This window comes from Pseudomonas sp. B7, from assembly GCF_016735645.1.
Taxonomy (GTDB): Bacteria; Pseudomonadota; Gammaproteobacteria; order Pseudomonadales; family Pseudomonadaceae; genus Aquipseudomonas; species Aquipseudomonas glycinae.
The window spans coordinates 57,230-82,944 of sequence record NZ_JAERRE010000003.1 but is presented as its reverse complement, the minus strand read 5'-3'; the positions used below and the strand labels follow the sequence as shown (position 1 = coordinate 82,944).

General features: G+C 62.1%; 27 protein-coding genes. 14 read left to right on the top strand and 13 right to left on the bottom strand.

The window, feature by feature from the left end:
• Positions 1-10: 10 nt before the first annotated feature.
• Positions 11-499, bottom strand: a complete 489-nt coding sequence (locus JKA62_RS08975) for a GFA family protein (RefSeq protein WP_201817440.1) — start codon at positions 497-499, stop codon at positions 11-13.
• Between the two features lie 123 nt (positions 500-622).
• On the opposite strand from JKA62_RS08975, the gene JKA62_RS08970 reads away from it, so the two are divergent.
• From JKA62_RS08970 to JKA62_RS08960, 3 genes are all read left to right on the top strand, one after another.
• Positions 623-1,507, top strand: a complete 885-nt coding sequence (locus JKA62_RS08970; RefSeq protein WP_201817439.1) for a LysR substrate-binding domain-containing protein — start codon at positions 623-625, stop codon at positions 1,505-1,507.
• A 99-nt stretch (positions 1,508-1,606) separates the two neighbouring features.
• Positions 1,607-2,722 carry an agmatine deiminase gene (aguA, locus tag JKA62_RS08965; protein WP_011333587.1) on the top strand — a complete coding sequence of 372 codons (1,116 nt, stop codon included), beginning with the start codon at positions 1,607-1,609 and terminating at the stop codon, positions 2,720-2,722.
• Positions 2,723-2,724: 2 nt separating this feature from the next.
• Positions 2,725-3,822 carry an extracellular solute-binding protein gene (locus JKA62_RS08960; RefSeq protein ID WP_201817437.1) on the top strand — a complete coding sequence of 366 codons (1,098 nt, stop codon included), beginning with the start codon at positions 2,725-2,727 and terminating at the stop codon, positions 3,820-3,822.
• Positions 3,823-4,019: 197 nt separating this feature from the next.
• On the opposite strand, the gene JKA62_RS08955 is transcribed toward JKA62_RS08960, so the two are convergent.
• Genes JKA62_RS08955 through JKA62_RS08945 form a run of 3 tightly spaced genes read right to left on the bottom strand, consistent with a single transcriptional unit; the run spans position 4,020 to position 6,552 of the window.
• Entirely contained in the window at positions 4,020-4,646 is a 627-nt protein-coding gene (locus JKA62_RS08955) for a DNA-3-methyladenine glycosylase family protein (protein ID WP_201817434.1), read from the bottom strand.
• 3 nt (positions 4,647-4,649) lie between these two features.
• Positions 4,650-5,447, bottom strand: coding sequence for an isocitrate lyase/PEP mutase family protein (locus tag JKA62_RS08950; RefSeq protein ID WP_011333590.1), 798 nt, complete (start codon positions 5,445-5,447; stop codon positions 4,650-4,652).
• A gap of 22 nt (positions 5,448-5,469) precedes the next feature.
• A complete protein-coding gene (locus JKA62_RS08945; RefSeq protein WP_011333591.1) occupies positions 5,470-6,552 on the bottom strand; it encodes a bifunctional transcriptional activator/DNA repair enzyme AdaA in 1,083 nt (360 codons plus the stop codon).
• 109 nt (positions 6,553-6,661) lie between these two features.
• On the opposite strand from JKA62_RS08945, the gene JKA62_RS08940 reads away from it, so the two are divergent.
• Complete coding sequence (locus JKA62_RS08940) at positions 6,662-7,075, top strand: VOC family protein (RefSeq protein WP_011333592.1); 414 nt, start codon at positions 6,662-6,664, stop codon at positions 7,073-7,075.
• On the opposite strand, the gene JKA62_RS08935 is transcribed toward JKA62_RS08940, so the two are convergent.
• Complete coding sequence (locus JKA62_RS08935) at positions 7,072-7,692, bottom strand: LysE family translocator (RefSeq protein ID WP_011333593.1); 621 nt, start codon at positions 7,690-7,692, stop codon at positions 7,072-7,074. The genes JKA62_RS08940 and JKA62_RS08935 overlap by 4 nt on opposite strands.
• Positions 7,693-7,965: 273 nt before the next feature.
• Here JKA62_RS08935 and JKA62_RS08930 point away from each other — a divergent pair, with 273 nt between their 5' ends.
• Positions 7,966-8,571, top strand: a complete 606-nt coding sequence (locus JKA62_RS08930) for a biliverdin-producing heme oxygenase (RefSeq protein ID WP_011333594.1) — start codon at positions 7,966-7,968, stop codon at positions 8,569-8,571.
• Positions 8,568-10,805, top strand: a complete 2,238-nt coding sequence (locus tag JKA62_RS08925; protein ID WP_011333595.1) for an ATP-binding protein — start codon at positions 8,568-8,570, stop codon at positions 10,803-10,805. The genes JKA62_RS08930 and JKA62_RS08925 overlap by 4 nt, the downstream gene beginning before the upstream one ends.
• 9 nt (positions 10,806-10,814) lie before the next feature.
• Here the strand turns inward: JKA62_RS08925 and JKA62_RS08920 are convergent, their stop codons facing one another.
• Entirely contained in the window at positions 10,815-11,570 is a 756-nt protein-coding gene (locus tag JKA62_RS08920) for a type 1 glutamine amidotransferase domain-containing protein (protein ID WP_011333596.1), read from the bottom strand.
• Positions 11,571-11,712: 142 nt separating this feature from the next.
• On the opposite strand from JKA62_RS08920, the gene JKA62_RS08915 reads away from it, so the two are divergent.
• Positions 11,713-12,300 carry a LysE family translocator gene (locus tag JKA62_RS08915; RefSeq protein ID WP_011333597.1) on the top strand — a complete coding sequence of 196 codons (588 nt, stop codon included), beginning with the start codon at positions 11,713-11,715 and terminating at the stop codon, positions 12,298-12,300.
• Between the two features lie 121 nt (positions 12,301-12,421).
• Here JKA62_RS08915 and JKA62_RS08910 read toward each other — a convergent pair whose 3' ends face one another.
• Complete coding sequence (locus tag JKA62_RS08910) at positions 12,422-13,255, bottom strand: helix-turn-helix transcriptional regulator (protein ID WP_011333598.1); 834 nt, start codon at positions 13,253-13,255, stop codon at positions 12,422-12,424.
• A 35-nt stretch (positions 13,256-13,290) separates the two neighbouring features.
• Positions 13,291-13,794 (bottom strand): VOC family protein, encoded by a 504-nt coding sequence (locus tag JKA62_RS08905; RefSeq protein WP_041475212.1) that lies wholly within the window; start codon positions 13,792-13,794, stop codon positions 13,291-13,293.
• Positions 13,795-14,058: 264 nt separating this feature from the next.
• On the opposite strand from JKA62_RS08905, the gene JKA62_RS08900 reads away from it, so the two are divergent.
• Positions 14,059-14,307, top strand: coding sequence for a hypothetical protein (locus JKA62_RS08900; RefSeq protein ID WP_011333600.1), 249 nt, complete (start codon positions 14,059-14,061; stop codon positions 14,305-14,307).
• Position 14,308: 1 nt separating this feature from the next.
• Positions 14,309-15,463, top strand: a complete 1,155-nt coding sequence (locus tag JKA62_RS08895) for an NnrS family protein (protein WP_201817431.1) — start codon at positions 14,309-14,311, stop codon at positions 15,461-15,463.
• A gap of 5 nt (positions 15,464-15,468) precedes the next feature.
• Here JKA62_RS08895 and JKA62_RS08890 read toward each other — a convergent pair whose 3' ends face one another.
• Together JKA62_RS08890 and JKA62_RS08885 are read right to left on the bottom strand one after the other, a co-directional pair.
• Positions 15,469-16,140, bottom strand: a complete 672-nt coding sequence (locus JKA62_RS08890; protein WP_201817428.1) for a class I SAM-dependent methyltransferase — start codon at positions 16,138-16,140, stop codon at positions 15,469-15,471.
• A 38-nt stretch (positions 16,141-16,178) separates the two neighbouring features.
• The gene (locus tag JKA62_RS08885) at positions 16,179-17,327 is read right to left on the bottom strand and encodes a GGDEF domain-containing protein (RefSeq protein ID WP_011333603.1); all 1,149 of its coding nucleotides are present in this window, start codon (positions 17,325-17,327) and stop codon (positions 16,179-16,181) included.
• Between the two features lie 109 nt (positions 17,328-17,436).
• On the opposite strand from JKA62_RS08885, the gene JKA62_RS08880 reads away from it, so the two are divergent.
• Positions 17,437-17,829 (top strand): GFA family protein, encoded by a 393-nt coding sequence (locus JKA62_RS08880; protein WP_201817425.1) that lies wholly within the window; start codon positions 17,437-17,439, stop codon positions 17,827-17,829.
• 35 nt (positions 17,830-17,864) lie between these two features.
• Here the strand turns inward: JKA62_RS08880 and JKA62_RS08875 are convergent, their stop codons facing one another.
• Positions 17,865-18,695 (bottom strand): alpha/beta fold hydrolase, encoded by an 831-nt coding sequence (locus JKA62_RS08875; protein ID WP_011333605.1) that lies wholly within the window; start codon positions 18,693-18,695, stop codon positions 17,865-17,867.
• A 240-nt stretch (positions 18,696-18,935) separates the two neighbouring features.
• Between JKA62_RS08875 and JKA62_RS08870 the strand changes: the two genes are divergently transcribed.
• The 4 genes from JKA62_RS08870 to JKA62_RS08855 all read left to right on the top strand — a co-directional run bounded on the left by JKA62_RS08870 (position 18,936) and on the right by JKA62_RS08855 (position 23,178).
• Positions 18,936-19,391: a (2Fe-2S)-binding protein gene (locus JKA62_RS08870; protein ID WP_007956954.1), complete on the top strand. Its 456-nt coding sequence runs from the start codon at positions 18,936-18,938 to the stop codon at positions 19,389-19,391.
• 17 nt (positions 19,392-19,408) lie between these two features.
• A complete protein-coding gene (locus tag JKA62_RS08865; RefSeq protein ID WP_011333606.1) occupies positions 19,409-21,571 on the top strand; it encodes a xanthine dehydrogenase family protein molybdopterin-binding subunit in 2,163 nt (720 codons plus the stop codon).
• A 1-nt stretch (position 21,572) separates the two neighbouring features.
• On the top strand, positions 21,573-22,151 hold the full coding sequence (locus tag JKA62_RS08860) for a hypothetical protein (RefSeq protein WP_011333607.1): 579 nt from the start codon (positions 21,573-21,575) through the stop codon (positions 22,149-22,151).
• Between the two features lie 61 nt (positions 22,152-22,212).
• Positions 22,213-23,178, top strand: coding sequence for a sensor domain-containing diguanylate cyclase (locus tag JKA62_RS08855; protein WP_011333608.1), 966 nt, complete (start codon positions 22,213-22,215; stop codon positions 23,176-23,178).
• A gap of 112 nt (positions 23,179-23,290) precedes the next feature.
• Here the strand turns inward: JKA62_RS08855 and fabI are convergent, their stop codons facing one another.
• Together fabI and JKA62_RS08845 are read right to left on the bottom strand one after the other, a co-directional pair.
• Entirely contained in the window at positions 23,291-24,085 is a 795-nt protein-coding gene (gene fabI, locus JKA62_RS08850) for an enoyl-ACP reductase FabI (protein ID WP_003202751.1), read from the bottom strand.
• Between the two features lie 19 nt (positions 24,086-24,104).
• Positions 24,105-25,715 (bottom strand): ABC transporter ATP-binding protein, encoded by a 1,611-nt coding sequence (locus tag JKA62_RS08845; RefSeq protein ID WP_011333609.1) that lies wholly within the window; start codon positions 25,713-25,715, stop codon positions 24,105-24,107.

Genomic DNA, 25,715 nt, shown 5'->3' with positions numbered 1-25,715 from the left:
CTGGGGGCGGCTACCGGGTCAATTTCAGCCGTTCGTGCCACTGAGCGATGGATTCTTCCGGGTAGACCTCGAATTGCTGATCCGTGGCGCTCGCCTGCACTTCGACCCACGGGGCTTTCGAGCCGAGCATCAGGTGGGTGTGTTCCGGCGGCACCGGCAATGGCGTGTCGATGGCCGAGGCGAAGGGATGGATCAGCTCTGGCCATTCCGGGCTGAACAGCCACAGGCCGCTGCCGCACTGCGAGCAGAAGTGCCGTTCGGCGCTGCTGCGGTGGGCGCGGGCATCGCCTTCGTCTTTCATTTTCGCGTGGTAGATCGTGATGTGTTTGCGCCCGCGCACCTTGAGGCTGGCTGCGTCGCCGCCGAGGTTGATCGCAAAGCCGCCACCGCCCTGGGTCTTGCGGCAGATCGAGCAGTAGCAGCGCTGATAAGGGTAGGGGTGGGCGCTGTCGAGGGTGAATGAAACCGCGCCGCAGTGGCAGGAGCCTTCGAGGTGCATGAGGGGGTCTCCGGTGTTTTTGTCGGTGCGGTTCAGCCTAGAAGAGATCTCTTGCCTGTGCCGCCGCTATGGACGCCTGCGAAAAGCCCGGTCAGCATGTCCGCAAAAAAGGGATCCACACCCATGCGCCGACTACCTTCCCTGGCCGCCCTGCGAACTTTCGAGTGTGCCGCCCGCCACGCGCATTTCGGCCGCGCCGCCGCTGAACTGTGCGTCACCGACAGCGCCGTCAGCCATCAGATCCGCCAGCTCGAAGAGCAACTGGGGGTGTCGCTGTTCATCCGCGAGGGCCGACAGATTCGCCCGACCATCGCCGCCGGGCGCTTGATGCAGAGCCTGCAACAGGCCTTCGAACTGATCGGCGATGCCTGCGACGAGTTGCGCGATCCGTCCTCGCTCGCCGTGTTGCGGCTGGCGGTCACGGCGGAGCTGGCGCAGAAGTGGCTGATGAACCGTCTCACCGATTTCTACGCGCGTTATCCGCACATCACCTTGCACCTCTACGAACAACCGATCGACGCCACGGCGCCCGGCGAAGACATCGATCTGGCGATCACCTACGGCACCGGCCCGGTGGACAGCAGCGCGTATTTCGTCCGTCCGTTGCCGGCGTTGCAGTTCTTCCCGGTGTGCAGCCCCGGCCTGTTCAACCAGGGCATCCTGAAAACCCCCAAGGACCTGGCCCGGCATTGCCTGTTGCATGACGATCAGGACGGCAAGACCTGGACCGCGTGGCTCACCAGTCATGCCGGCGATTTGCGCCCGGAACGACAGTTGTATTTCGCCCACGCCGGCCTGGCGCTGGAGGCGGCGGCGCAAGGGCAGGGCGTGGCAATGGGCGACAACCTCACGGCGCAGGAGGACTTGCAGAACGGGCGTCTGGTGCGACCGTTCACCTCCAGCATGACCGCGCTGGGGCAGTATGCGCTGGTCTGCGAGCGGGTGCGGCTGGAGCGCCCGGCGGTGGCGCAGATGCTGGAATGGTTCAACGATCAACTGGCGGATTGATGAGTTGAATTCAACTGTTCCGAAATAATCATCGTTGGCGGGCCGACTGCCCGGGACCGTAGCCTGAGGTCATTCCCATCCCGATGACGAGGTTTGACCATGGCACGTTTGCTCGACACCACCCCGAAACAGGACGGCTTCCGTCTGCCCGGCGAATTCGAAGCCAAGGCCGGCTGCTGGCTCGGCTGGCCGGAGCGTACCGACGTCTGGCGCAACGGCGCCAAGCCTGCGCAGAAAGTCTGGGTGCAGATCGTCACCGCGATCTCCCAGAGCGAGCCGGTGACGGTCTGCGCATCGGCCTCCCAGTTCGCGACTGCCCGCCGCCAGTTGCCGCCACAAGTGCGGGTGGTGGAAATGACCTGCAACGACACCTGGTTCCGCGACAGCGGCCCGTGCTTCGTGGTCAACGACCAGAGCGGTGAAGTGCGTGGTGTCGACTTTGAATTCAACGCCTACGGCGGCCTCGACGGCGGGCTCTACTACCCGTGGGACAAGGACGATCAGATCGCCAGCAAGATCCTCGAAATCGAACGCTTCGACCGCTATCGCGCGCCATTGATTGCCGAGCTTGGCGGTATCCAGAGTGACGGTCAGGGCAGCATCCTCACCACCGAGCAATGCCTGCTCAACCGCAATCGCAACCAGCACCTGGGCAAGGACGAAGTCACCCGCCGGCTGACCGATTACCTCGGCGCCGAGCAAGTGATCTGGCTGCCACGCGGTTGCAAGTTCGACGAAACCGACGGCCACGTCGACGACCTCGCGTGCTTCGTGCGACCCGGCGAAGTGGTGCTGCAATGGACCGACAACCGCGACGATCCGCAGTGGGAAATCTATCAGGAGGCCTACGACATCCTGCGCAGCACCCGTGACAGCCGTGGCCGCGAACTGATCGTGCACAAACTGCCGCAACCGGACGTGCTGGAGTGGACCGCCGAAGAAGCCGAAGGCCTCGATCAGCAGGACAGCACCCACACCCGCCAGGCCGGCACCAAAATCTGTGCGTCGTACATCAACTACTACGCCGGCAACAGCTCGATCGTGGTGCCGCTGTTCGGTGATCGCAACGATCAGGTGGCGCTGGCGACCCTCGCCGAACTGTTCCCGCAGCACAAGATCGTCGGCATCGAAAACTCCCGGGAAATTCTGCTCGGTGGCGGCAATGTCGCGTGCATCACCATGCCGCAATACGCCGGCCAGAAAAAAGGAGCCTGACCATGGGCCTGCACAACCTGAGTAAAGCGTTATTGCTGGTGCTTGCACCCCTGTGTGTGCAGGCTGCCGAGACGGCGAAACCGGTGGTCAATCTGTATATCTGGGGCGAGTACCTGGCCCCGGATACCCTGAAGAATTTCGAGGCAAAAACCGGGATTCGGGTGGTCGCCGATCACTTCGACTCGCTGGAAACCGTCGAGACCAAACTGCTCACCGGCCGCAGCGGCTACGACCTGGTGCTGACCGCCGGTCAGCACCTGTCGCGGGCCATCGAGAGCGGCGCGATCCAGACCCTGAACAAGCAGCAGCTCCCGCACTTTGCCGGGGTTGGTGACGAGTTCCGTCAGCATATGGCGGTGTTCGATCCGGGCAACCGCTACGCCGGGATCTATGCCTGGGGCACCACCGGTGTCGGTTATCAGGAGGAGGCCGTGAAGCAGCGCCTGCCGGACGCGCCGAGGGACAGTTGGGCGATGCTGTTCGATCCGGCGGTGGTGTCGAAATTCGCCGATTGCGGGGTGAGCCTGCTCAACGATCCGAACGAAGTGTTCGCGGCGGTCATGAAGTACATGGGCCTGGACATCAATCGCCAGAGCCTCGACGACCTGAAACTCGCCGAACAGCAACTGGCGAAGATCCGCCCGTACATCCGCTACTTCGACAATGACCTGAACATCAGCGACCTGGCCAACGGCAACACCTGCGTGGCGATGTCGTGGAACGGCAACGTTGCCATCGCGGCAGGTCAGGCTGAAGCGGCCCGCAAACCGTTCAAGTTGAATTACCGGATTCCGAAGGAGGGCACGTTGATCTGGTTCGACGCGATGGTCATACCCAAGGATGCACCGCATCCCGAGGCCGGATTGGCGCTGATGGATTACCTGATGACGCCCGAGGTGATCGCACCGATTACCGATACGATTCATTACGCCAATGCGATTACGGCGGCGGACGGGTTGGTTGATCCGGCGATACGCAATGATCCGGGGACTTATCCGCCGGAGGCGGTGAAGGCTTCGTTGTATAGCAAGAATGACAATGGCAAGGCGTTCAACCGGGCTTTGATTCGCGCGTTCAGTCGGTTGAAATCCGGTCTGTAGCCCAAGCCCCTCACCCCGGCCCTCTCCCAAAGGGAGAGGGAGCCGACCGAGGTGTCCTGCGTCTTACATCGACCTGACACACCGTGTCGATTATGGATTCAAAAAGTCTTGGCGCCGCTGGATTCACAGTTGCCGTTTCAGGTCGGCGGAAATCGCCAATATCCCCGAATCGGTCCCCTCTACCCCCCGGGAGAGGGCTAGGGTGAGGGGCTTTTCGGCACCCGCCACAAATACCAGGCCGCCACCGTCCGAAACGGCTTCCAATCCAACCCGATCTCAATCATTTGTTTGCGCGCAGGCTGCACCTCCAGCCCCTTCAACCGCCGATACCCTTCGCGCACTCCGAAATCGTCGGCCGGCAGAATATCCGGCCGCTCCAGGCTGTAGATCAGCAACATCTCCACCGTCCAGCGCCCAACCCCGCGCAGGCTGACCAACCGCTCGATCAGCGCCTCATCCTCCATCGCCAGCGCGGTAGGGTAATCCGGCACCACACCGTCCAGGGTCGCCTGGGCAATCCCCTGAATCGTCGCAATCTTGCCCGCCGAAAACCCGCAACCGCGCAATTGATCGAAGTCCGTCGCCAGAATCTGCTCCGGACGCGGAAACGTCTGCCCGGGAAACAACCCCACCAGCCGCCCGACAATCGCATCGCCAGCCTTGGCGTGCAGTTGCTGATAGGCAATCGCCCGCACCAGCGATTCATACGGATCGCGCGTCGGATGCGGCTGATGCAGGCAGGGACCGACCGTAGCAATGTGGCGCTGCCAGTCGGCATCGAGGCTGGCCAGAAACTCGCTGGCCGGTTGGTAGGGATCGGGCATGAGTTACTTCAGCAGACCGTTGACTTCGCCATAGGTGAAGGCCTTGAGGTCATGGGTGTCGAGCTTGCCGCTGGCGAGAAAACTTTTCACCAGTGAGCCCATGGCGCCGTACAGGAACTCGGCGATGCCGGAACCGACGCTCAAGCGGCGCACGCCGAGGGTTTGCAGTTCTTCGGGGGAGGGCAGGCAAGCGAATCCCAGGACGTTGACCGGCAGGGTCGTACCTTTGCAGATGGCTTCGATTTCGTAGGCGGACGTCACCCCGGCAGCGAACAACCCATCGGCCCCGGCTGCCTGATAAAGCGCCGCGCGACGCAGGGTTTCGGCGACACGATCCTCGGCCGGCACCAGACCTTTGAGGTAAACGTCGGTGCGGGCGTTGATGAACAGCTTCACATTGCGCTTCTCGGCCACTTGCCGCGCGACCTTGATCTTGCGCACCAGCAGTTCCGGCGTGCCGCTGCCATCTTCGATGTTGATCCCGACCGCGCCGGCTGCGATAACCGCATCGATCACTTCGGCGACCCGGTCGAGGTCATCGGAATAACCGGCTTCGATGTCCACGCTCAACGGCACCTTGATGACCCGGGCAATCGATTCCACGGTGCTGATCAACCGCTCGAGCGGCAGGGTGTTGCCGTCCGGGTAACCGTGGGCCCACGCGACAGCGGCGCTGCTGGTGGCGACCGCTTTGCCACCCAGTTGCTCGACCAGTCGCGCGCCGGTGGCGTCGGCAACGTTGGTCAGGATCAGCAGGTCATCGTGGTGCAACTGGTGAAACTGAGTGTCGAGCGCGTTCATCGAAATCCCTTCTTGTCGTTGGTCAGAAAGCCAGTTGTTGCGTGAGCTGCACGGCGGCGTTCTCCAGCCGGAGCAAAAACGCCTTGCGCGGTTGCCCACCACCATATCCGGTCAACGAGCCGTCCGCACCGATCACCCGATGGCATGGCACCACGATCGACAGCCGATTGTGTCCGTTGGCCAGCCCCACTGCTCGGCTGGCGCCGGGTTTGCCCAGGCGTGCGGCGATGGTGCCGTAGGTGCTGGTTTGGCCGTAAGGGATTTGCCGAAGTTCGGCCCAGACCTGCTGGGCAAACTCGCTGCCGGGCAGGTGCAGTGGCACACTGAATTCGCTCAGCTTGCCGGCGAAGTACAGCGCCAGCTCGTTGTCGATCTGCTGCAAATGCGCGTTCTGCCCCGGTGCGACCACGTAGCCGTAGCGATTCTGCAATTCCTCGACTTCGCGGGTCAGCGCCGGGCGATCGAGAAACTCCAGCAAGACCAGCCCGCGCCGCTCGGCCATGGCAATCATAGGACCCAATGGCGTGGTCAGGCGGGTGAACAGCAGCGGTTCACTGGCCGCTGCGCGCCCCGGCGTGATGTGGAACGACTTCTGAAACGCATCGCGAAAACCACTGAGGGATTCATAACCGGAGTCGAACGCGGCATGGTCGATGGACGTGCCTTGCTTGATCCCGCCCAGCGCCACGCCGAGTCGGCGGGTGCGCAGCCACGCATGGAAGGTCATGCCGAAATGCTGCTTGAACCAGCGCCGCAGCTTCAGCGGTTCAATACCTTCGGCGAGCAATTGCGCATCGCTCCAGCGAAGTTCCGGATCGGCGTCGACCGCTTTTAGCAGCTGCTGCACCCAATCCGGGGCGATGGCCGCGGCATCCAGCGGTTTGCAGCGCAAACAGGCGCGGTAACCAGCGGACAGGCAATCGTCAGCGTGGGCGAAGAACTCGACGTTTTCCGGTTTCGGCTTGCGCGCCGTGCAGGTAGGGCGGCAAAAGATCCCGGTGGTTTTCACGGCCGTGAAAAACACGCCTTCATAGGCAGTGTCGCTTGCGAGCATGGCGCGAACCATTTCGGCGTGAGGGGGCAGGACAGCGGTCTGTATGTTCATGGGCCGAGGATAAAACCAGTTATTCGATGGCTCCACCGAAAAATCGACAGTGAATTTTCGGGCCGCTGCACTACAGTGATCGGGTCGCTACAACTCGGGAAATGAAGGTATGCCACCGTTCACGATTCACCACATCGATCACATCGTGCTGCGCGTCGCCGATCTGCAACGCAGCGTTGATTTCTATGACCGGGTCTTCGGTGCCGAAGTGGTCAAGCGCAACGAAAAGTTCGGTCTGGTGCACCTGCGCGCCGGCACGTCGATGATCGATCTGGTCGACCTCGACGGCGAAATCGGCCGCAAGGGCGGCGCCGCTGCCGGCAGCGAGCGGCGCAATGTCGATCACTTCTGTCTGCGCATCGAGCCGTTCGATGAAGCGGCGCTGATCAGTCATTTGCAATCCTGCGGCCTGACCGTCGACAAGGCCGCCACCCGTTTCGGCGCCGAGGGCAACGGCCTGTCGTTGTACTGCTTTGATCCGGACGGCAATCAGGTCGAACTCAAAGGCCCGTCCGAAGCCTAGGCCCGCTTGGCCATCAGCAACACCGAAGCCGCCGCCGACAGCAGCCCGGCGCAGCAACGGTTGAAAATCCGCTTGCCGCGCGGCTCGGCGAACCAGCGGCGCATGTGCAGCCCCATGTACGCGTAGGCGCTGATGGCGATCCATTCCAGCAACAGAAACAGCGCGCCCAGCAACATGAATTGCGGGGTGATGGCGCGGGCCGGGTCGACGAATTGCGGCAGGAAGGCGGTGAAGATAAGGATTGCCTTGGGATTTCCCGCTGCCACCAGGAATTCCTGGCGAGCCAGAGCCATAAGTCCGTTCGCCGACGCCGCAACGGCGTCTTCGGCGGCAGGATTGGCCCGCCACAGCTGCCACGCCAGGTACAGCAGATACCCCGCGCCGATGATCTTGATCCCATAGAACAACAGTTCAGAGGTTTGCAGTACCACCGCCAGCCCCGCCGCCGCGAGGGCGATCATCCCGGCGAACGCCAGCAACCGACCGACACCGGCCACGCAGGCGCGACGATAGCCGTAGCGGGTGGCGTTGCTGACCGACAGCAGATTGTTCGGCCCCGGTGCCATGTTCAGGGCGAAACAGGCGGGCAGAAACAGGGAGAGGGTGGCGATATCCATGACTCGGGCTCCGGTGACGGGAGCGTTATTTTTATCACGCGGGTGTGCGGGCCTAACCGTACAGTCAGGCGCCAGAGTCGCGGTACAGCGACTATCGGCAGTGAATTCCTTCGAACTTTCTACCGTCCGGTCAGCTCTTAACCCTTCACAGGTTGATGAATTCATCAGAGAATCCCATCTGCCGGGTCAGAAACTACCATTGCCGTGTAAGCTTTCGCGCCATGCTTCTCCATTCCCCTATGGCCCCAGGCGGCCCACTGTACGAGCGACTACATGCAAGCAAAGGCCCGCGAGGTTCATGTACCACCGGTGTTGCAAGATTTGCGCGCCGGCACGGCCGAACTGCACATTGCACTTGAAAAGCGCCTTCCTTTTTTCTCCGACACCCTTGATCTGAACGCTTTCGAGCGACTGATGCGCGCCTATTACGGCTTCTATCAGCCATTGGAAGCCGTGCTGCAGGACAGCGACGCGATTCCCGCCGATTTTGATCTGGCTTCCCGCCTCAAGGCGCCGACCCTGCAACGCGATCTGCAAGCACTGGGCGCAAATGGTGGCGATTTTCCGATCTGCCGCCGGTTGCCCGCCATCGATTCCGCCGCCGCCTGCCTGGGCGTGTTGTACGTGCTGGAAGGCGCAACCCTCGGCGGGCAGATCCTGCGCCGGGAAATCGCCACACGCCTGAGCCTTGGCGCGGACAACGGTGCAGCGTTTCTGGACATCTACGGCGCTGCCACCGGCCGTCGCTGGCGCGATTTCATCGAATACCTGGGCAGCCGCCCGATGGACGCCGACGAGCGTAAAGCCGTCGTGGCGGCCGCCCACACTACATTCAGTTGTTTCGAGCAGTGGCTCGAAAGTCAGGAGGTTCTGGTATGAACCCGCAAGACAAAGAAGCCTTTGAAGAGTTGCTGGCCAACTGCGCCGACGAGCCGATCCGCTTTCCCGGCGCGATCCAGCCGCACGGTTTGCTGCTGACCCTGAGCGAGCCGGACCTTTCGATCATTCAGATCAGCGCCAACGTCGAGACCTTGCTCGCGCGCCCGGCGCAAGAGCTGATCGGCCAGCCACTGCAAAGCCTGATCGGCGATGCCCATGCCGCGCAGGTTCGCGAAGCCTTGCAGCAAGCAGCCTTGTCCGATGCGCCGCCGCTGCACTTTCGCCTTAATGGCACGGCGTTCGAAGGCTTGCTGCACCGGCATCAGGATGTGCTGATTCTGGAGCTGGAAATCCACGTCGAAAATTTCCAGCCACGCAACGTCGCCGGCACCGAAACCCACCTGGGACGGATGCTCGCGCGCCTGCAAAAGGCCCAGAGCCTGCAAGCGCTGTACGACATCAGCGTCAAGGAAATCCAGGCCATGACCGGTTACGACCGGGTGCTGATTTATCGCTTCGAAGAGGAGGGCCACGGTCAGGTCATCGCCGAAGCGTCCGATCCGTCGATGGAAGTCTTCAACGGTCTGTTTTTCCCGGCCTCCGACATCCCCGAGCAAGCCCGCGAGCTGTACCGCACCAACTGGCTGCGGATCATTCCGAACGCGGACTACCAACCGGTGCCGCTGGTGCCCAAGTTGCGTCCGGACACCCAGACCCCGCTGGACCTGAGCTTCGCCACGTTGCGCAGCGTGTCGCCGATCCACTGCCAGTACATGAAAAACATGGGCGTGCTGTCCTCGATGAGCATTTCCCTGCTCAAGGGCGACAAGCTCTGGGGCCTGATCAGTTGCGGCAATCGCCAGCCGCTGCATGTACCGCATGAATTGCGCACGGCGTGCCAAACCATCGGCCAGGTGCTGTCGTTGCAGATCAGCGCGATGGAAGCGCTGGAGGTCAGCCGTCAACGGGAAGAAAAGCTCGAGGCGCTGGCGCTGCTCAATCAGGCGATGATCGACTCGCCACAGAACGTCTTCGATGGCCTGGCCAACCAGCCACAAGTCCTGATGGCGCTGGCCAATGCCGGCGGCATCGCGATCATCGAAGACAAGCAATTGCACCGTTACGGCAACTGCCCGGAGCCTGAAGAAATTCGGGCCCTGCACAAATGGTTGCAGGAGCGTGGCGAGCCGGTGTTTGCCAGTCATCACCTGGCCAGCGTCTACCCGCCGGCCGCGCACTATCAGCAGGTCGCCAGCGGCGTGCTCGCCATGAGCCTGCCCAAACCGGTGGACAACGGCGTGCTGTGGTTCCGCCCCGAAGTCAAAGAGAACATCAACTGGAGCGGCGACCCGCGCAAGCCGCTGGACCTGGAAAACTCCGACGCCGGCCTGCGCCTGCGGCCGCGTACTTCGTTCGAAATCTGGAAGGTCGAGATGGCCGGGATCTCCACCAAGTGGAGTCACGGCGATCTGTTCGCCGCCAACGACTTGCGTCGCTCGGCGCTGGAAAATGATCTGGCCCGCCAAGTACGCCGCGAGCAAGAAGCGGTGCGCGCCCGTGATGAACTGGTGGCGGTGGTTTCCCACGATCTGCGCAACCCGATGACCGTGATCTCGATGCTCTGCGGCATGATGCAGAAGGCGTTCAGCTCGGACGGGCCGCACACTTCGCGGCGCATCTCGACTGCGATCGACACCATGCAACAAGCCGCCGGGCGCATGAACACGCTGCTGGAAGACTTGCTCGACACCTCGAAAATAGATGCCGGGCGCTACACCATCGCGCCGCAGAAACTCGATGTCGCGCAGATGTTCGAAGAGGCGCAATCGCTGCTCGCGCCGCTGGCGCTGGACAAGGACATCAGCATCTCGTTCGAGGCCGATCCTGACCTGAGCATCCATGCCGACCCCGAGCGGTTGTTTCAGGTGCTGTCGAATCTGGTCGGCAACGCGATCAAGTTCACTCCGCGCCTGGGCACGGTCGACGTGTATGCCAAATCGGTCGGTGATGACATCGTCTTCACGGTGCGTGACAGCGGCGAAGGCATTCCCAAGGATCACTTGCCGCACGTATTTGACCGTTACTGGACGGTGAAGGAAGGCAATCCGACCGGCACCGGGCTGGGTCTGTACATCACGCAGGGCATCGTCGAGGCCCATGGCGGGCAGATCGTTGCCGAGAGTGAGCCGGGGCAGGGCAGCGAATTCCGCTTCACCGTGCCGCGTCTGGACTGAAAAAACCGATCAGCGTTGGGGGGCCTGCAACATGGCCACCCATTCTGCGGCGAATCGATGGCAGTCGCCGGGCCAGCGCGCCGTCAGCAGTTGGCCGTCGCGCACCACAAATCCTGATTGCAGTTTCTGCGCACAATCGCGTTTGGCGATCAGCGGTCCGCGTTTGAAGTCGGCTTTGTGGGCCAGCGCGGTTTTCACCTCCGCTTCAACGGTCTGCTTGTAGGTGCGGTAGTAGCGCCCCAGCCACGCAGCTGTCATCAGCCACGCCGGCAATTCCATGGTTGCCGCGAGCAACGCCGTGACCTTGCGCCCGAACAACACCGAACGCCCGGTGTCGGGGTCGAGCGTCCTCGCCAGCAACAGCACGCCATGACAGACCGCCGCCACGGGTTTTTCGGCCTTGAAAAATTGCAGGGCAATCTGCTGGGCCTGCGTGGATTCCAACAGCGTGCGCATTCCTTTGGCATGCCCGCCGGGGATCAGCAGACCATCGAAGCGGTTCGTGTCGACATCGGCATACGCCAGCGGCTGCCTGAACGCTTCGGACTCGATCATCTGCGTGTAACTGTCCAGATCGGCCTTGCGTGTCATCAGCATCGAATTCAACAGGCCGAAACCGATGTCCACCAACCGTGGGTCGGCGTGGGCGGGCAAACCTTGCGGGGTGGCAAAACGAACTTCGATGCCCGCGTTACGCATCGCCTGCCAGGGCACGCTGCTTTCGGTCGGGTCGTAATCGGCGCTGGGCAGCAGAATCAGAATCATCAAGGGCAGACTTCCTAGTCAAAAGTGATCGCATAGCCAGAGCGTAGTGGGTCTGCGCGAGCGGGGGTAATTTCCTTCAATACCGCCTGCCGTGCGCCGGCTACCGTGAGCGCCTTGTTCCTCGATTTGAAGCAGGTGTGCGATGAGTCTGATTGTGTCGATGACGGCGTTTGCCCTGGCCGCGTCCATTACTCCGGGGCCGGTGAATATTGTGGCGTTGAGTTCGGGGGCGCAGTTCGGTTTTCGCGCCAGCCAACGGCATGTGGCCGGGGCGACGCTGGGGTTTGTGTTGCTGCTGGTGTTGATGGGGCTGGGGCTGCATGAAGTGCTGGAACTGTGGCCGTCACTGACCCGTGTGGTGCAACTGGCCGGGGTGGCGTTTCTGCTGTTCATGGCCTGGAAACTGGCCACCGATAACGGTCAGTTGAATACGGGAGAATCGGGCAGGGCGCCGTCGATGCTCTACGGCGCGGTGATGCAATGGCTCAATCCCAAGGCCTGGCTGGCCTGCATGGCGGGGATGGGCGCGTTCGTCGCCGATGGCGAGGCACGGCTGGTGTGGCAGTTTGCGGCGGTGTATCTGGTGATCTGTTACCTGTCGGTGGGGTGCTGGGTGTATGCCGGGACGTTCTTGCGCGGTTATCTCGGCAACCCGGCGGGGATGCGCTTGTTCAACCGGGTGATGGCGTTGCTGTTGGCGGTGAGTGCGGGGTATCTGTTGCTGCCGTGAGTGTGGCGGGGCTTGCCTTACGAAACCGATTTTGGCCGAGGTCAGGGTTTCACAGGCGTCGGCCAGCAATTCTTCGCTGTCGATGCCGGGGGCGATGAGGTAGCGGGTGTTGGGTTTGAGCTTATCCCCGATACTGCCCCGGCGTAGCCGCCAGATGCTGCTTGAACGCCCGCTGAAAATGCGCCTGATCGGCAAACCCGGCCTCCAGCGCCACATCCGCAATCAACTGCCCGCGCCGTAAACGCTCGCGGGCAAACTGAATTCGCTGATTGACCAAAAACGCATGGGGCGTCATGCCGAAGTGCTGTTTGAAGGCGCGGATCAGGTAGGACGGTGACAGTTCGGCAGCGGCGCAGATGTCGTCGAGGCTGAGCAGGTCGGTGCAATGCTGGCGGATGAAGTCGGCGGCGCGTTCGAGTTTGAAATTCGGTTCGCGGATGGATTGTTCGATGGGGTTCAGGCGCAGTTGCAGCTCGCTGAAAAACTCCACGGCGGCGCTCTGTTTGCGCAGCACGTCTTGCTGATCGTCGACCAACACGCCGTACAACCCATTCAAGTCGCGAAACAGGCGAGCATCATTCAAGTGGGTATCGGAAAACCGCCGAAACTCAAGCTCCGCACTGAACCCCAACTGATGCTGCAGATCGGTCAGCCACGGCGTTTCCACGTACAACATCAAATACGACCACGGCTGATCATCGATCGGGTTGCACGCGTGCACGTCTCCCGGGTTCATCAGCACCACCGTGCCGGCCGCCACTTCGAACGAGGATTGCTCATGCACGTAAGTGCTGCGCCCGGCGGTGATCGCGCCGATGGAGAAATGCGCGTGGGAGTGCCGTGAATAGCAGACCTCACGCCCGTCGGCGATGGCCCGCGCCTCGATGAAGGGCAGGGCGTCGTCGCGCCAGAAGCGCGGGGCTTGTTCGGGGTTCTTGGCGGCAGCGTGTTTCATCGTTGGAGTTCTCGGCAGGCCAGTGCCCGAGTGTATTAGCTCTGGCCGGCGAAGGCTCGCTCCAGTTCGGCAATATCGAGTTTTTTCATCCCGAACATGGCCTGCATTGCCCGTTGGACTTTGGTCTGGTCGGGGTCGGTCATCATGTGCATGAACGCCACTGGCACGATCTGCCACGACACGCCGAACTGGTCCTTGAGCCAGCCGCATTGTTGCGCTTGCACCGGCCCGCCGGCGCTGAGGTTGCCCCAGAAATGGTCGACTTCTTCCTGGTTCTGGCAATTGACCTGAAACGAGATCGCCTCATTGAACTTGAACACCGGCCCGCCATTGAGCCCGGTGAAGGTGTGGCCGTCGAGTTCGAAACTGACGGTCATCACCGAGCCTTCCGGGCGGCCGTGAAATTCCTGGCCGACCTTGCTGTAGTGGGTGAGGGCGGTGATTTTCGAGTGGTCGAAGATCGAGCAGTAGAATTTCGCCGCAGCTTCCGCCTGATCGTCGAACCACAGGCACGGGGTCAGCTTTTGAAAGCGTTGCATGGCAGTCATCCTCGGCAGGTTGGACACGCTGGATTAAAAGCGTAGTCAGTCTGCGGTCAGCTGGCGGTGCCATGGGTCGAGTGGTTGGTTGTTGTGAATAAGGCGTGTAGTCGTATTGACCTTGTTCTGTGTCAAAAAGACTCTTTCGCATCTATGTCGAATTGACTCGAATCTTCGCAACTGGCTGATTTTTCTGGGCTGGAAATCTGGCACGCAAGTTGAGTTGCCTTACGTACAAACTGATCCGCTCAGGAGTACGAAAAAATGTTCACTTTCTTCGAGAATCCGCTGAACGTTCTGCACCTGTCGAGCAAAGTGCTCGTCGCCGGTCTGGTCATGTTGCTGGTCGGGATCTACGGCGCTTATCTGTATCAGGGCCACATGCCGATTGCGTTGCTGGTGGGGATGCATGCCATGACCATCGTCGGCCCGACGCTGATCAAGATTGGCTATGTGATGCGCCTGCTGTCGCAGTATCGGTTGGGCCAGTCACCCGCACTGGCGGTGGCCTGAGATGCGCAGACTCGCTGCGGCACCGCTGTTCAGCCTGGGCTTTCGGCCGCTGTTTCTGGCCGGTGCCGGATTCGCCGCGTTGGCGATTCTTATCTGGGGCCTGTGGCTTTACGGCCACTGGTTCGATCTGCAACCGGCGGGCGGTATGCTGGCCTGGCATCGGCATGAAATGCCGTTTGGTTTTGCGGCGGCGATTGTTGCCGGATTCCTGTTGACGGCGGTGCCCAACTGGACCGGGATTCCCGGCGTGCGCGGCGGGGCGTTGATTGCGTTGGTGTCGGTCTGGGTGGTCGGTCGATTGGCGTGGTGGCTGCCGTTGCCGACCGGGCTGATTCTTGCACTGCAATGGGGGGTTCTGCCGCTGCTGGCGGTGATGCTGGCGCGGGATCTGATCGCCGCGCGCAAACCCGACAATTACCCGATTGTGCTAGTGCTCGCGCTGATGGCGGGTTGTCAGGCGCTGACCTTGATTGGCTTGTTCAACGATGACGCCGGTTTGCAGCGCCAAGGCGTGCTGGGCGCGTTGTGGCTGGTGGCGGCGCTGATGACCGTGATCGGTGGGCGGGTGATTCCGTTCTTCATCCAGCGCGGCTTGAACCGTCCACCGGCGCCGACCTCCAATCCACTGCCAACCCGCTTGCTGCTGATCGGCAGCCTGCTGACCGCTGTCACTTTTGCGTCAGGCCTCAATGATTCGCCACAGTGGTGGCTGGCGGGGCTGTTCATGCTGACCGGCAGTTTGCAGTTGATGCGGCTGATCCGCTGGCATGATCGCGGGATGTGGCGCGTGCCGCTGCTGTGGTCGTTGTATCTGGCTTACGGCTGGATGGCGCTGGCAACCTGGGCCATGGCACTGTGGCATCTGGGCTTGATCGGCCAGCAAAGCCTGGCGACCCATGCATTGGCGGTCGGCGGGGTGGGCGGGTTGATTCTGGCGATGATCGCCCGGGTAAGCCTTGGGCACACCGGCCGGTTGTTGCAGCCCTCGAAAGGCATGGCGCTGGGTTTTGCGCTGGTGCTGCTCGCGGCGGGTTGCCGGGTGTTGCTGGTGCCGTTTTCCAGTCTGGGGCTGGGGCTGTCCGTGGTGCTCTGGTGCGCGGGGTTCGCGCTGTTTTTGCGGCATTACACCGGGATTCTGCTCAAGCCTAGGCTCTAGGCTATTTACCCACGACGCTCGGCAATCATCAACAACGATTGCGGCACCGGGCTTTGCGGATGCTGCGGCTCGCGCAGACTGATCAACTGAAGCCCGGCCATGTCCAGCGCATTCAGCCAGCTGGACAAGGTGCGGAAATACCACGGCATCGGCTGCCACTGGCCCTTGAAGCCATCGAAGGTTTCTTCCCGCCAGCCATCCTGATAATCACCCGCTGCCACCGACCACGGATGCAGCGTCTGGATCACCAGTGCACCGCCGGGCACGAGCAGCGCATTCATCGCCGCGAGCAGCGGGATGATGTCCTGATGCAGCAGGGAAAAATTGGCGCAGATCAGGTCGTAATCGCGGCCGATGTCGACTTTCGCCTCAACCAGATCCTCATAACTGGCGACATGCGCGGGCGATGAACCGGCCACTCGCGCGGCCTCGACCAGCGTCGGATCACCGTCCACGCCGACCGCCTCGAATCCTCGCTCGGCCAGCGCCCGCAGCAGCCAGCCTTCGCCGCATCCCAGATCGAGAACCCGTTCGGGCTGACGCCCCATCACCGCCAGCAGAATGGCCTGATCGGTCACCTGTCGACGACTCTCGATGGCGCCACTGCGCACAGCTTCGGTCCAGGCCCGGGCGTTGTGGTGCCAGCTCTGGAGGAGGATGGATTCAGGCGAGGACATTGCGAACTCCGACGTTACGGGATGCAGGCAAGGATAGGTCAGGTGTAGTCGGCCAGTTGAATCCGGTTGCGACCGCCGCGCTTGGATTCGTAGAGCGCGCTGTCACCCTGTTCGATCAACGCTGCGAGGCTGGCGGGCGGCTGATCGAACACCTTGGCGCCGATGCTCAGGGTGACCGCTTGCGGGGTGGTGTAGGTCTGGGAAGTCATCTGTTGGAACTGCTCACGCAGCGCACTGCCCAGATCCATGATCTGGGCGTGGGACGCATCGCCCAGCAGCATGACGAATTCGTCACCGCCCAGCCGTGCCGCCAGCGCGCCATTGGGCAGCACTGCGCGGATCATTTCGCTGAGGGCGATGAGCAACCGGTCGCCGGCGGTGTGGCCGTACAGATCGTTGACCAGTTTGAAGTTGTCGATGTCGATCAGCAGCAGCGCGCCGGGGCGGGCGCTGGACACTTCATCAAGCAGGCGCGGTGCGCGGACTTCCAGGGCGCGGCGGTTGTACAGCGCGGTCAACGGGTCTCGAGCGGCCAGTTCGGCAATCTGCTTTTCCCGGCGGTAGCGCTCGGTGCCGGTCATCGAAAGCGCGATCAGCATGATCGCCATCGCGCCTTCAACCAGGGAAATCTGAATGATTTCGCCGCGTAGCGACGCCAGATCGATCAACGTGCCCGGAATCACCGCGATGATCGCCTTGGTGAAATAGAACGCGCCGTGGATCAGCAACACATAACGCAATTGCACCGCGCCGACGCTCAACGATTTGCCGTGCGGGCGCAGCAACAGGCTGGCCCGCAGCATCAACGCGGCCACCAGCAGCGAGTTGGCCATCAGCATGATCTTCGACCACGACGGATCTTCCGGTAACAGCAGCAACGCCAGCCAGAGCAGGAACATCAAGTACCAGGCCCGCGACAACCGCTGCTGGGTAAATCGCGCGACCCCCAGCAGAAACAGCCAGTGCGCGACCACCAGCAGGCCGTTGGCGAACCAGATGCCGATCAGCGGATAGCCGTTGGCGCGCAACAGGGCCAGGCTCGAGCCGACGGTGATGGTGGCGAAACCGGCGCTCCAGAACAGCAGGGAAGATTCGCGGATGCTGCGCCATTCGACCGCCAGATACAGGGCGGCCGCCGCGGCCAGGGCGGTGGAGATGGTGAGCATCGTGAGAGGATCGAGCGCCATGAAAGAACGGGTCTGCCTGAGTAGTATTAATGGGCCACGATTGTAAGCGTTCCCCCAGTGGGCTGCTATTTACACTCACCGGATATTCCATTTTCAGACGAGGTGTCCCATGGATCGATTGACCGGCGGTTGCCTGTGCGGCGAAGTGCGCATCGAGGCGTCAGGGCGACCCTACAGGGTTGGCGTTTGTCACTGTCTGGATTGCCGCAAACACCAGGGCGCGCTGTTTGCCGCGTCGGCGATCTTTGCCGAGGACGCGGTGACGATCAGCGGCGAGACCCATGACTATGCGGGGCGACATTTCTGCCCGCGCTGTGGTTCGTCGGTGTTCGGCCGCAGTGGCGATGAAGTGGAGGTGAATCTGGGGGCGCTGGATGCACCGGATCAATTCCAGCCCACCTACGAGCTGTGGACCCTGCGTCGCGAGTCGTGGTTACCGGCTTTTCCATTGGCCAGACACTACGTGCGCGATCGCGAGAGAACGGGGCGAACCGAAGAATAGCCGGGGTCAGGCAGGGCGCCTGACCCCGGCCACTATCAGCCGCGAATGAACGCCAGCAGATCCGCGTTGATCGTCGGCGCCTCGGTGGTCGGCATCCCGTGGGGGAAGCCCGGATAAATCTTCAGCGTGCTGTTTTTCAGCAGTTTCGCCGACAGCACGCCGGCGTTTTCATAGGGCACGATCTGGTCATCGTCGCCGTGCATCACCAGCACCGGGATCGAGATGCTTTTGAGGTCAGCGGTGAAGTCGGTCTGGGAAAAGGCAACGATCCCGTCGTAGTGCGCCTTGGCGCTGCCGATCATGCCTTGGCGCCACCAGTTCGCAATGATCCCTTCCGATGGCTTGGCGCCAGGGCGGTTGTAGCCGTAGAACGGCCCACTGGGCACGTCGCGATAGAACTGCGCGCGATTGGCTGCCAGTTGCGCCTGAAGATCGTCGAACACCGATTTGGGCAAGCCACCGGGGCTGCTCTCGGTTTTCACCATCAGCGGCGGCACGGCACTGATGATCGCGGCTTTCGACACCCGATCCTCGCCATGCCGGGCGATGTAATGAATCACCTCGCCGCCACCGGTGGAGTGGCCGACATGCACGGCTTTCTGCGTCCCCAGATGGTTGACCACCGCCGCCACGTCGTCGGCGTAGTGATCCATGTCGTGGCCGTCCCAGACCTGGCTCGAACGCCCGTGACCTCGCCGGTCGTGGGCCACGACCCGGAAGCCCTGGGCGAGGAAGAACAGCATCTGCGCATCCCAATCGTCCGCGCTGAGCGGCCAGCCGTGGTGGAAGTGGATCACCGGGGCGTCTTTCGGGCCCCAGTCCTTGTAGAAGATTTCGACGCCGTCTTTCGTTGTGACAAATCCCATGTTCGCGACTCCTGGAAAATGTGAGAAGGCAGGTCTTGCGGTGATAACCGGAATCAACTGTAGGAGCAAAGTCGACACTTTGATCGAAGAATTCCCGAACGGTGCTGCATGACCGGTGGTCGCGGCGGCTGGTCGTCGGGGCAAAATGCGCTTAGCTGAAAGGGATAAGCCGAGGCGCGCACCGCCAACGATGGCCGTAGCAGCGCCCTTCAGAACACTGTGAGTCTGAGGAAGTCCCCGATGCTGACCTTGAATATCAATGGCAAGGATCAGGAGCTCGATGTCCCTGCGGACATGCCGTTGCTCTGGGTCCTGCGCGATGTCGCGCACCTGACCGGTACCAAATTCGGTTGCGGCATGGCCCAGTGCGGTGCCTGCACCGTGCACGTCGATGGCGCGCCGTTGCGCTCGTGTATCACGCCGGCCACGGCCGTCGCCCATGGCCAGAAGATCCTCACCATCGAAGGCCTGTCGAGCGACGGCTCGCACCCGGTGCAGCAGGCCTGGGCCGAACTGGACGTGGTGCAATGCGGTTACTGCCAGTCCGGGCAGATCATGTCCGCCGCCGCGTTGCTGGCGAAAATCCCCAAACCCACCGACAGCGATATCGATCAGGCGCTCTCCGGCAATATCTGCCGCTGCGGCACGTATCCAAGAATCCGCGCGGCGGTCAAACGTGCTGCCGACATCGGCTGAACGAAGGGAGGTGGGTGATGAATAGTCCAGTATCCCGTCGCGGATTTCTCAAGGGCAGCGCCGTGCTGGGCGGTGGTCTGGTGGTGGCGTTCGTGGTGCCTGGCGGCAACCGCTTTGCCATGGCGGCCGAGAATGAAGGCAAGGTGTTTGCGCCGAACGCGTTCCTGCGGATTGCAGCGGACAACAGCGTGACCGTGCTGCTCGGCCATTCGGAAATGGGCCAGGGCATCTGGACCGGCCTGACCATGTTGATCGCCGAAGAGCTGGACGCCGACTGGTCGAAAATCCGCGTCGAGCATTCCCCGGCTTCGGCCGCCGATTACGGCATGCCGGCGTTTGGCGGGATGCAGATTACCGGCGGCTCCACTTCAACCTGGATGGAATTCGACCGTTACCGGCTCGCCGGCGCCACCGCCCGGCAGATGCTGATCGAGGCGGCGGCCAAGCGCTTCAACGTGGCGCCGTCGACAATCCGCACCGAATCCGGCGTGGTGATTGCCGGCGACAACCGCGCCACCTACGGCGAACTGGCGGACGCCGCCGGGCAACTGCCGGTGCCGGATCCGAAGTCGATCACCTTTAAAGAAGCCAAGGACTGGAAAGTCATCGGCAAACCCACCAAACGCCTCGACACCCCGGAAAAAATCACCGGTCGCGCCAAGTTCGGTATGGACGTGCAGTTTGAGGGATTGATGACGGCGATGGTCGCTAGGGCGCCGACGTTTGGCGCCACGGTGAAATCCTTTGAAGGCGCTGATGCGTTGGCGATCCCCGGCGTGCACAAAGTGGTGCAAGTGCCGACCGGTGTAGCCGTGGTCGCCGAGCATTACTGGGCGGCGAAACTGGGGCGCGATGCGCTGAAGGTCGATTGGGACCTGGGGCCGAACGCTGATTTGAGCAGTGAAAAGCTGTTGGCGAGTTTCCGCAAACTGGCGGCCACCCCGGGCACCTCGGCGGCGCAGGCCGGCGATGCCAAGGGCAACTTCGGCAAGGCAGCGAAGAAAATCGATGTCGAATACAGTGTGCCGTACCTGGCCCACGCGCCGATGGAGCCGCTCAACTGCACGGTGAAGATCAGCGCCGACAAGTGCGAGATCTGGACCGGCACCCAGTTCCAGACCCTGGATCAGATGGTTGCCGGCAAGATCACCGGGCTCAAGCCGGAACAGGTCGAGATTCACACCGAATTCCTTGGCGGCGGGTTTGGTCGGCGGGCCAACCCGACCTCGGATTTTGTCGCCGAAGCGGTGCAAGTGGCCAAGGCTGCCGCGATGCCGGTGAAAACCGTGTGGTCGCGCGAAGACGATATTCGCGGTGGTTATTACCGCTCGATGTTCCTGCATCAGGCGAAGATCGGCCTCGGCGCCGACGGCCTGCCGCTGGCATGGCAGCATGTGCTGGTCGGGCAATCGATCATGGCCGGCACCATGCTCGAGAAAACCATGGTCAAGAACGGCGTCGACCAGACCTCGGTCGAGGGCGTTTCGGACAGCCCGTACATCAAGGGCCTGGCCCATCATCAGGTCGATCTGCACTCGCCGAGCACCGGGATCAACGTGCTGTGGCTACGCTCGGTGGGCCATAGCCACACCGCGTTTGTCATGGAGTCGCTGATCGATGAAATGGCCACGGCGGCGGGCCAGGATCCGGTGGAGTACCGACGAACGCTGCTCAAGGAGCATGCCCGGCATCTCGGCGTGTTGAACCTGGCGGTGGAGAAGGCTAACTGGAAAGCCCCGCTGCCGGACGGCCATGCGCTGGGCGTGGCGGTGCACGAATCGTTCGGCAGTTACGTGGCGCAGGTGGCCGAGGTGTCCCAGGACAATCTGGCGATCCGCGTGCATCGCGTGGTGTGCGCGGTGGACTGCGGAGTGGCGGTGAACCCGCAGAGCATCGCGGCGCAGATGGAGTCGTGTATCACCTTCGGCCTGGGCATGGCGCTGCACAGCAAACTGACCCTCAAGGACGGCCATGTCGTGCAGTCCAACTATCACGACTATCAGGTGTTGCGGCTCAATGAAATGCCGCTGGTCGAGGTGCACATCGTGCCCAGCAGCGAGAAACCCGGCGGCATCGGCGAGGCCGGTGTGCCGCCCACGGCGCCGGCGGTGGCCAACGCGGTGTTCGCCCTGACCGGGCAACGCCTGCGGGAACTGCCGCTGCAACTGTCGGGGGTGTGAGATGAAACGACATCTGTTGTTGGGCACGGTGATTCTGCTTGGGCTGGGCGGTTACGCGTCGGATCTGTTTGCCGACGATCAGGAAGCCTTGAAAGCTTTCGGCACGGTGCAGAAAGTCTTCCAGAGCCCGCGTTGCCAGAACTGCCACATTCCCGGCGATTCGCCGTTGCAGTTCGACGCCGGCATCCCCCACGCGATGAACGTGGTACGCGGCATGGACGGCAAGGGCGCCGCCGGTTTGCCTTGCGCCACTTGCCACGCCGAAAGCAATCCGCCGGCCAGTTACGGCCCCCATGCGCCACCGGGCGCGCCGCACTGGAGCCTGCCGCCGGCCGCCCACAAAATGGCCTGGATCGGTCTGCCGCCGGATCGCTTGTGCGCGATGATCAAGGACCGCGCCAGCAACGGTGACCGCGATTTCGCCGCGCTGATCAAGCACGTCAGCGAGGACAAACTGGTGCTCTGGGGCTGGAGTCCCGGGGCAGGGCGCGCGCCGGTGCCGGTGCCGCACGATATCTTCGTGACCCAGTTCAAACTGTGGGCCGATGCGGGCGGGCCGTGTCCGGTGGCCGGCGGATGAGAGGTTGAGTCATCGCTGATTCGGGCTAAGCTCAAAGGCATCGACGACAAAGGAGTGTGTGATGCTGGTACCCGGCAAACCTGCCAATGAAGCTGTCCGTATTCAAGCGTTGCAGGATCTGAAGCTGCTCGACACCGCACCGGAGGAGCGCTTCGACCGGCTGACGCGACTGGCCAAGCGTCTGTTCAACGTGCCGATCGCACTGGTCACGCTGGTGGATAAGGAGCGGCAATGGTTCAAGTCCTGCGTGGGTCTGGACACGACCGAAACGCCACGCTCTGTTTCATTCTGTGCCCATGCGATTCTCAGGGACGAGCTTATGCTGGTACCTGACGCCCGAGAGGACGAGCGTTTCCACGACAACCCTTTGGTTACCGGGGAACCGAACATCCGGTTCTACGCCGGTTATCCGCTGACCGTACCCAGCGGCAACAAGATGGGCACCTTGTGCCTGATCGACACCAAACCCCGCGATCTCGACGAAGAGGAGCGCGCCCTGCTGCGCGATCTGGCGGGCATGGCCGAGCAGGAACTGATGGCCGTGCAGATGGCGAGCATGGACGAGCTGACGCTGCTGTCCAACCGTCGCGGTTTCAAGATGCTGGCCCAGCATGCGCTCGATGCCTGCGCACGGCTGGAAAAACCGGCAACGCTGCTGTTTTTCGACCTCAATGATTTCAAGCAGATCAACGATCTTTATGGGCACGCCGAGGGCGACAGCGCGCTCAAGACCTTCGCCGATGTGCTGCGCATCGCCTTTCGCGAGAGCGATGTGGTGGGACGGCTGGGCGGCGATGAGTTTGTGGCGCTGTTGACCGGCTCAAGCCACGTCGAAACCACGGCGATCATGGCGCGACTCAAGGAAATCCTCGAAGAACGCAATGCCACGTTGCACCGGGGTTACGCGATTCGCTTCAGCGTCGGCCAGATCGAATACAACCCGCAGCGCCATGAGTCCGTGGATAAGCTGCTGGCGGATGCGGATGCAGCGATGTATGAGCACAAGCAGGCGTTGAAGCGTTGTTAGTGCGAACCCATCGCCAGCAGGCTGGCTCCCACAGAAAAAGACGATGTTAACGAAATCGCAGGCATGAAAAAGCCCGCCTGAATAGGCGGGCTTTTTATCGGCAGCGCGAAGATTACTCTTCGATGTTGCCCATGGCGGTGGTGTTGAAGCCGCCGTCCACGTACATGATTTCACCGCTGATGCCCGACGCCAGGTCGGAGCACAGGAAGGCGCCGGCGTTGCCGACTTCTTCGATGGTGACGTTGCGGCGCAGCGGGGTTTGCGCTTCGTTGGCGGCCAGCATCTTGCGGAAGTTCTTGATGCCGGAAGCTGCCAGGGTGCGGATCGGACCGGCCGATACGCAGTTGACGCGAGTACCGTCCGGGCCCAGGGAGCCGGCCAGGTAACGTACGCCGGCTTCCAGCGAAGCCTTGGCCATGCCCATCACGTTGTAGTTCGGCATGGTGCGCTCGGCGCCCAGATACGACAGAGTCAGCAGGCTACCATTGCGGCCTTTCATCATTTCGCGACCGGCTTTGGCCAGAGCCACGAAGCTGTAGGCGCTGATGTCGTGAGCGATGCGGAAGCCTTCACGGGTGGTGGCTTCGGTGAAGTCGCCGTCCAGTTGGTCGCCCGGGGCGAAGCCGACGGAGTGCACGATGCAGTCCAGGCCGTCCCACTTCTTGCTCAGTTCTTCGAAGACCTTGGCGATTTCTTCATCGCTGGCCACGTCGCACGGGAAGCACAGCTCCGGGCTCGAACCCCAGCCCTGTGCGAACTCTTCGACGCGACCTTTCAGTTTGTCGTTCTGATAAGTGAAGGCAAGCTCAGCGCCCTCGCGATGCATGGCGGCAGCGATGCCGGATGCGATGGACAGCTTGCTGGCGACACCGACGATCAGTACGCGCTTACCGGCGAGAAAACCCATGTGTTGCTCCTCTTTCAGGTTATTGCGCAGTGGCTGGTGCCAGGAAAGCGGCCTCCAGCAACTGCTGTGTATACGAATGTTGGGGGGCGGCAAAGATACTTTGCGCGTCTCCCTGTTCGACCACTTGGCCATGCTTGACCACCATCAGCTGGTGGCTCAGCGCTTTGACGACAGCCAGGTCATGGCTGATGAACAAATACGTCAGGTTGTACTTGGCTTGCAGTGAGCGCAACAGCTCCACCACTTGCCGCTGCACCGTCCGGTCGAGGGCCGAAGTCGGCTCGTCCAGCAGGATCAGCGCCGGTTTGAGCACCAAGGCCCGGGCTATGGCAATTCGCTGCCGTTGCCCACCGGAAAATTCGTGGGGGTAGCGGTGCCGGGTTTCCGGATCCAGACCTACCTCCTTCAATGCCGCAATAATCGCCGCTTCCTGCTCGGCAGCGGTGCCCATCTTGTGGATCCGCAGGCCTTCACCAACGATGTCATTCACGCACATTCGCGGGCTCAGGCTGCCAAACGGATCCTGAAACACCACCTGCATCTCCCGGCGCAACGGCCGGACTTCGCTTTGCGTCAGGCAGTCTAGCTGCTTGCCTTCAAAACGGATCGCACCTTTGCTGCCGATCAACCGCAGGATCGCCAGACCCAGGGTGGATTTGCCGGAACCGCTTTCCCCCACGATCCCCAGGGTCTGACCCTGAGGCAGGCTGAAATTGATGCCGTCCACTGCCTTGACGTGATCCACCGTGCGCTTGAGCAGGCCTTTCTTGATCGGGAACCAGACTTTCAGATCCTCGACTTCAAGCAGCGGCGCCCCGATTTTATTGCTCGCCGGGCCTCCGCTGGGCTCTGCGCCAAGCAGTTCCCGAGTGTACGGATGCTGCGGCGAACGGAACAGCTCTTCGCACGATGCCTGTTCGACGATGCAACCGCGCTGCATGACACATACACGATGCGCAATTCTTCGCACGAGGTTCAAATCGTGACTGATCAGTAACAGCGCCATGCCTAATCGGGCCTGCAATTCCTTGAGCAGGTCGAGGATTTTCAGCTGAACGGTCACGTCCAGCGCAGTGGTCGGTTCGTCGGCGATCAGCAGTTCCGGCTCGTTGGCCAGGGCCATGGCGATCATCACCCGCTGACGCTGGCCGCCGGACAATTCGTGGGGCAGGGCCTTGAGGCGCTTGTGCGGCTCGGGGATGCCGACCATCTCCAGCAACTCCAGCGTGCGCTTGGTCGCGACTTTGCCGGTCAGGCCCTTGTGGATACCCAGCACCTCGTTGATCTGCTTCTCGATCGAGTGCAGCGGGTTGAGCGAGGTCATCGGCTCCTGAAAGATCATCGCGATCCGGTTGCCGCGAATGTGACGGATGGTCTTTTCGCCCAGTTCCAGCAGGTTCTGCCCGGAATAATTGATGCTGCCGGCCGGATGCCGCGCCAGCGGGTAGGGCAGCAAGCGCAGGATCGAGTGCGCGGTCACCGATTTGCCCGAGCCGGATTCGCCGACCAACGCGAGGGTTTCACCGCGCTTGATGTCGAAACTCACGCCTTCCACGACCCGGTGCACACGCTCGCCGAAACCGAATTCGACGGCCAGGTCGCGGATTTCGATCAGATTGTCCTGATTCAT

Bases quoted from the DNA above. Each gene is read 5' to 3' on its own strand.
- JKA62_RS08975 (WP_201817440.1), bottom strand. From the start codon at position 499: ATGCACCTCGAAGGCTCCTGCCACTGCGGCGCGGTTTCATTCACCCTC.
- JKA62_RS08970 (WP_201817439.1), top strand. From the start codon at position 623: ATGCGCCGACTACCTTCCCTGGCCGCCCTGCGAACTTTCGAGTGTGCC.
- aguA (WP_011333587.1), top strand. From the start codon at position 1,607: ATGGCACGTTTGCTCGACACCACCCCGAAACAGGACGGCTTCCGTCTG.
- JKA62_RS08960 (WP_201817437.1), top strand. From the start codon at position 2,725: ATGGGCCTGCACAACCTGAGTAAAGCGTTATTGCTGGTGCTTGCACCC.
- JKA62_RS08955 (WP_201817434.1), bottom strand. From the start codon at position 4,646: ATGCCCGATCCCTACCAACCGGCCAGCGAGTTTCTGGCCAGCCTCGAT.
- JKA62_RS08950 (WP_011333590.1), bottom strand. From the start codon at position 5,447: ATGAACGCGCTCGACACTCAGTTTCACCAGTTGCACCACGATGACCTG.
- JKA62_RS08945 (WP_011333591.1), bottom strand. From the start codon at position 6,552: ATGAACATACAGACCGCTGTCCTGCCCCCTCACGCCGAAATGGTTCGC.
- JKA62_RS08940 (WP_011333592.1), top strand. From the start codon at position 6,662: ATGCCACCGTTCACGATTCACCACATCGATCACATCGTGCTGCGCGTC.
- JKA62_RS08935 (WP_011333593.1), bottom strand. From the start codon at position 7,692: ATGGATATCGCCACCCTCTCCCTGTTTCTGCCCGCCTGTTTCGCCCTG.
- JKA62_RS08930 (WP_011333594.1), top strand. From the start codon at position 7,966: ATGCAAGCAAAGGCCCGCGAGGTTCATGTACCACCGGTGTTGCAAGAT.
- JKA62_RS08925 (WP_011333595.1), top strand. From the start codon at position 8,568: ATGAACCCGCAAGACAAAGAAGCCTTTGAAGAGTTGCTGGCCAACTGC.
- JKA62_RS08920 (WP_011333596.1), bottom strand. From the start codon at position 11,570: ATGATTCTGATTCTGCTGCCCAGCGCCGATTACGACCCGACCGAAAGC.
- JKA62_RS08915 (WP_011333597.1), top strand. From the start codon at position 11,713: ATGAGTCTGATTGTGTCGATGACGGCGTTTGCCCTGGCCGCGTCCATT.
- JKA62_RS08910 (WP_011333598.1), bottom strand. From the start codon at position 13,255: ATGAAACACGCTGCCGCCAAGAACCCCGAACAAGCCCCGCGCTTCTGG.
- JKA62_RS08905 (WP_041475212.1), bottom strand. From the start codon at position 13,794: ATGCAACGCTTTCAAAAGCTGACCCCGTGCCTGTGGTTCGACGATCAG.
- JKA62_RS08900 (WP_011333600.1), top strand. From the start codon at position 14,059: ATGTTCACTTTCTTCGAGAATCCGCTGAACGTTCTGCACCTGTCGAGC.
- JKA62_RS08895 (WP_201817431.1), top strand. From the start codon at position 14,309: ATGCGCAGACTCGCTGCGGCACCGCTGTTCAGCCTGGGCTTTCGGCCG.
- JKA62_RS08890 (WP_201817428.1), bottom strand. From the start codon at position 16,140: ATGTCCTCGCCTGAATCCATCCTCCTCCAGAGCTGGCACCACAACGCC.
- JKA62_RS08885 (WP_011333603.1), bottom strand. From the start codon at position 17,327: ATGGCGCTCGATCCTCTCACGATGCTCACCATCTCCACCGCCCTGGCC.
- JKA62_RS08880 (WP_201817425.1), top strand. From the start codon at position 17,437: ATGGATCGATTGACCGGCGGTTGCCTGTGCGGCGAAGTGCGCATCGAG.
- JKA62_RS08875 (WP_011333605.1), bottom strand. From the start codon at position 18,695: ATGGGATTTGTCACAACGAAAGACGGCGTCGAAATCTTCTACAAGGAC.
- JKA62_RS08870 (WP_007956954.1), top strand. From the start codon at position 18,936: ATGCTGACCTTGAATATCAATGGCAAGGATCAGGAGCTCGATGTCCCT.
- JKA62_RS08865 (WP_011333606.1), top strand. From the start codon at position 19,409: ATGAATAGTCCAGTATCCCGTCGCGGATTTCTCAAGGGCAGCGCCGTG.
- JKA62_RS08860 (WP_011333607.1), top strand. From the start codon at position 21,573: ATGAAACGACATCTGTTGTTGGGCACGGTGATTCTGCTTGGGCTGGGC.
- JKA62_RS08855 (WP_011333608.1), top strand. From the start codon at position 22,213: ATGCTGGTACCCGGCAAACCTGCCAATGAAGCTGTCCGTATTCAAGCG.
- fabI (WP_003202751.1), bottom strand. From the start codon at position 24,085: ATGGGTTTTCTCGCCGGTAAGCGCGTACTGATCGTCGGTGTCGCCAGC.
- JKA62_RS08845 (WP_011333609.1), bottom strand. From the start codon at position 25,715: ATGAATCAGGACAATCTGATCGAAATCCGCGACCTGGCCGTCGAATTC.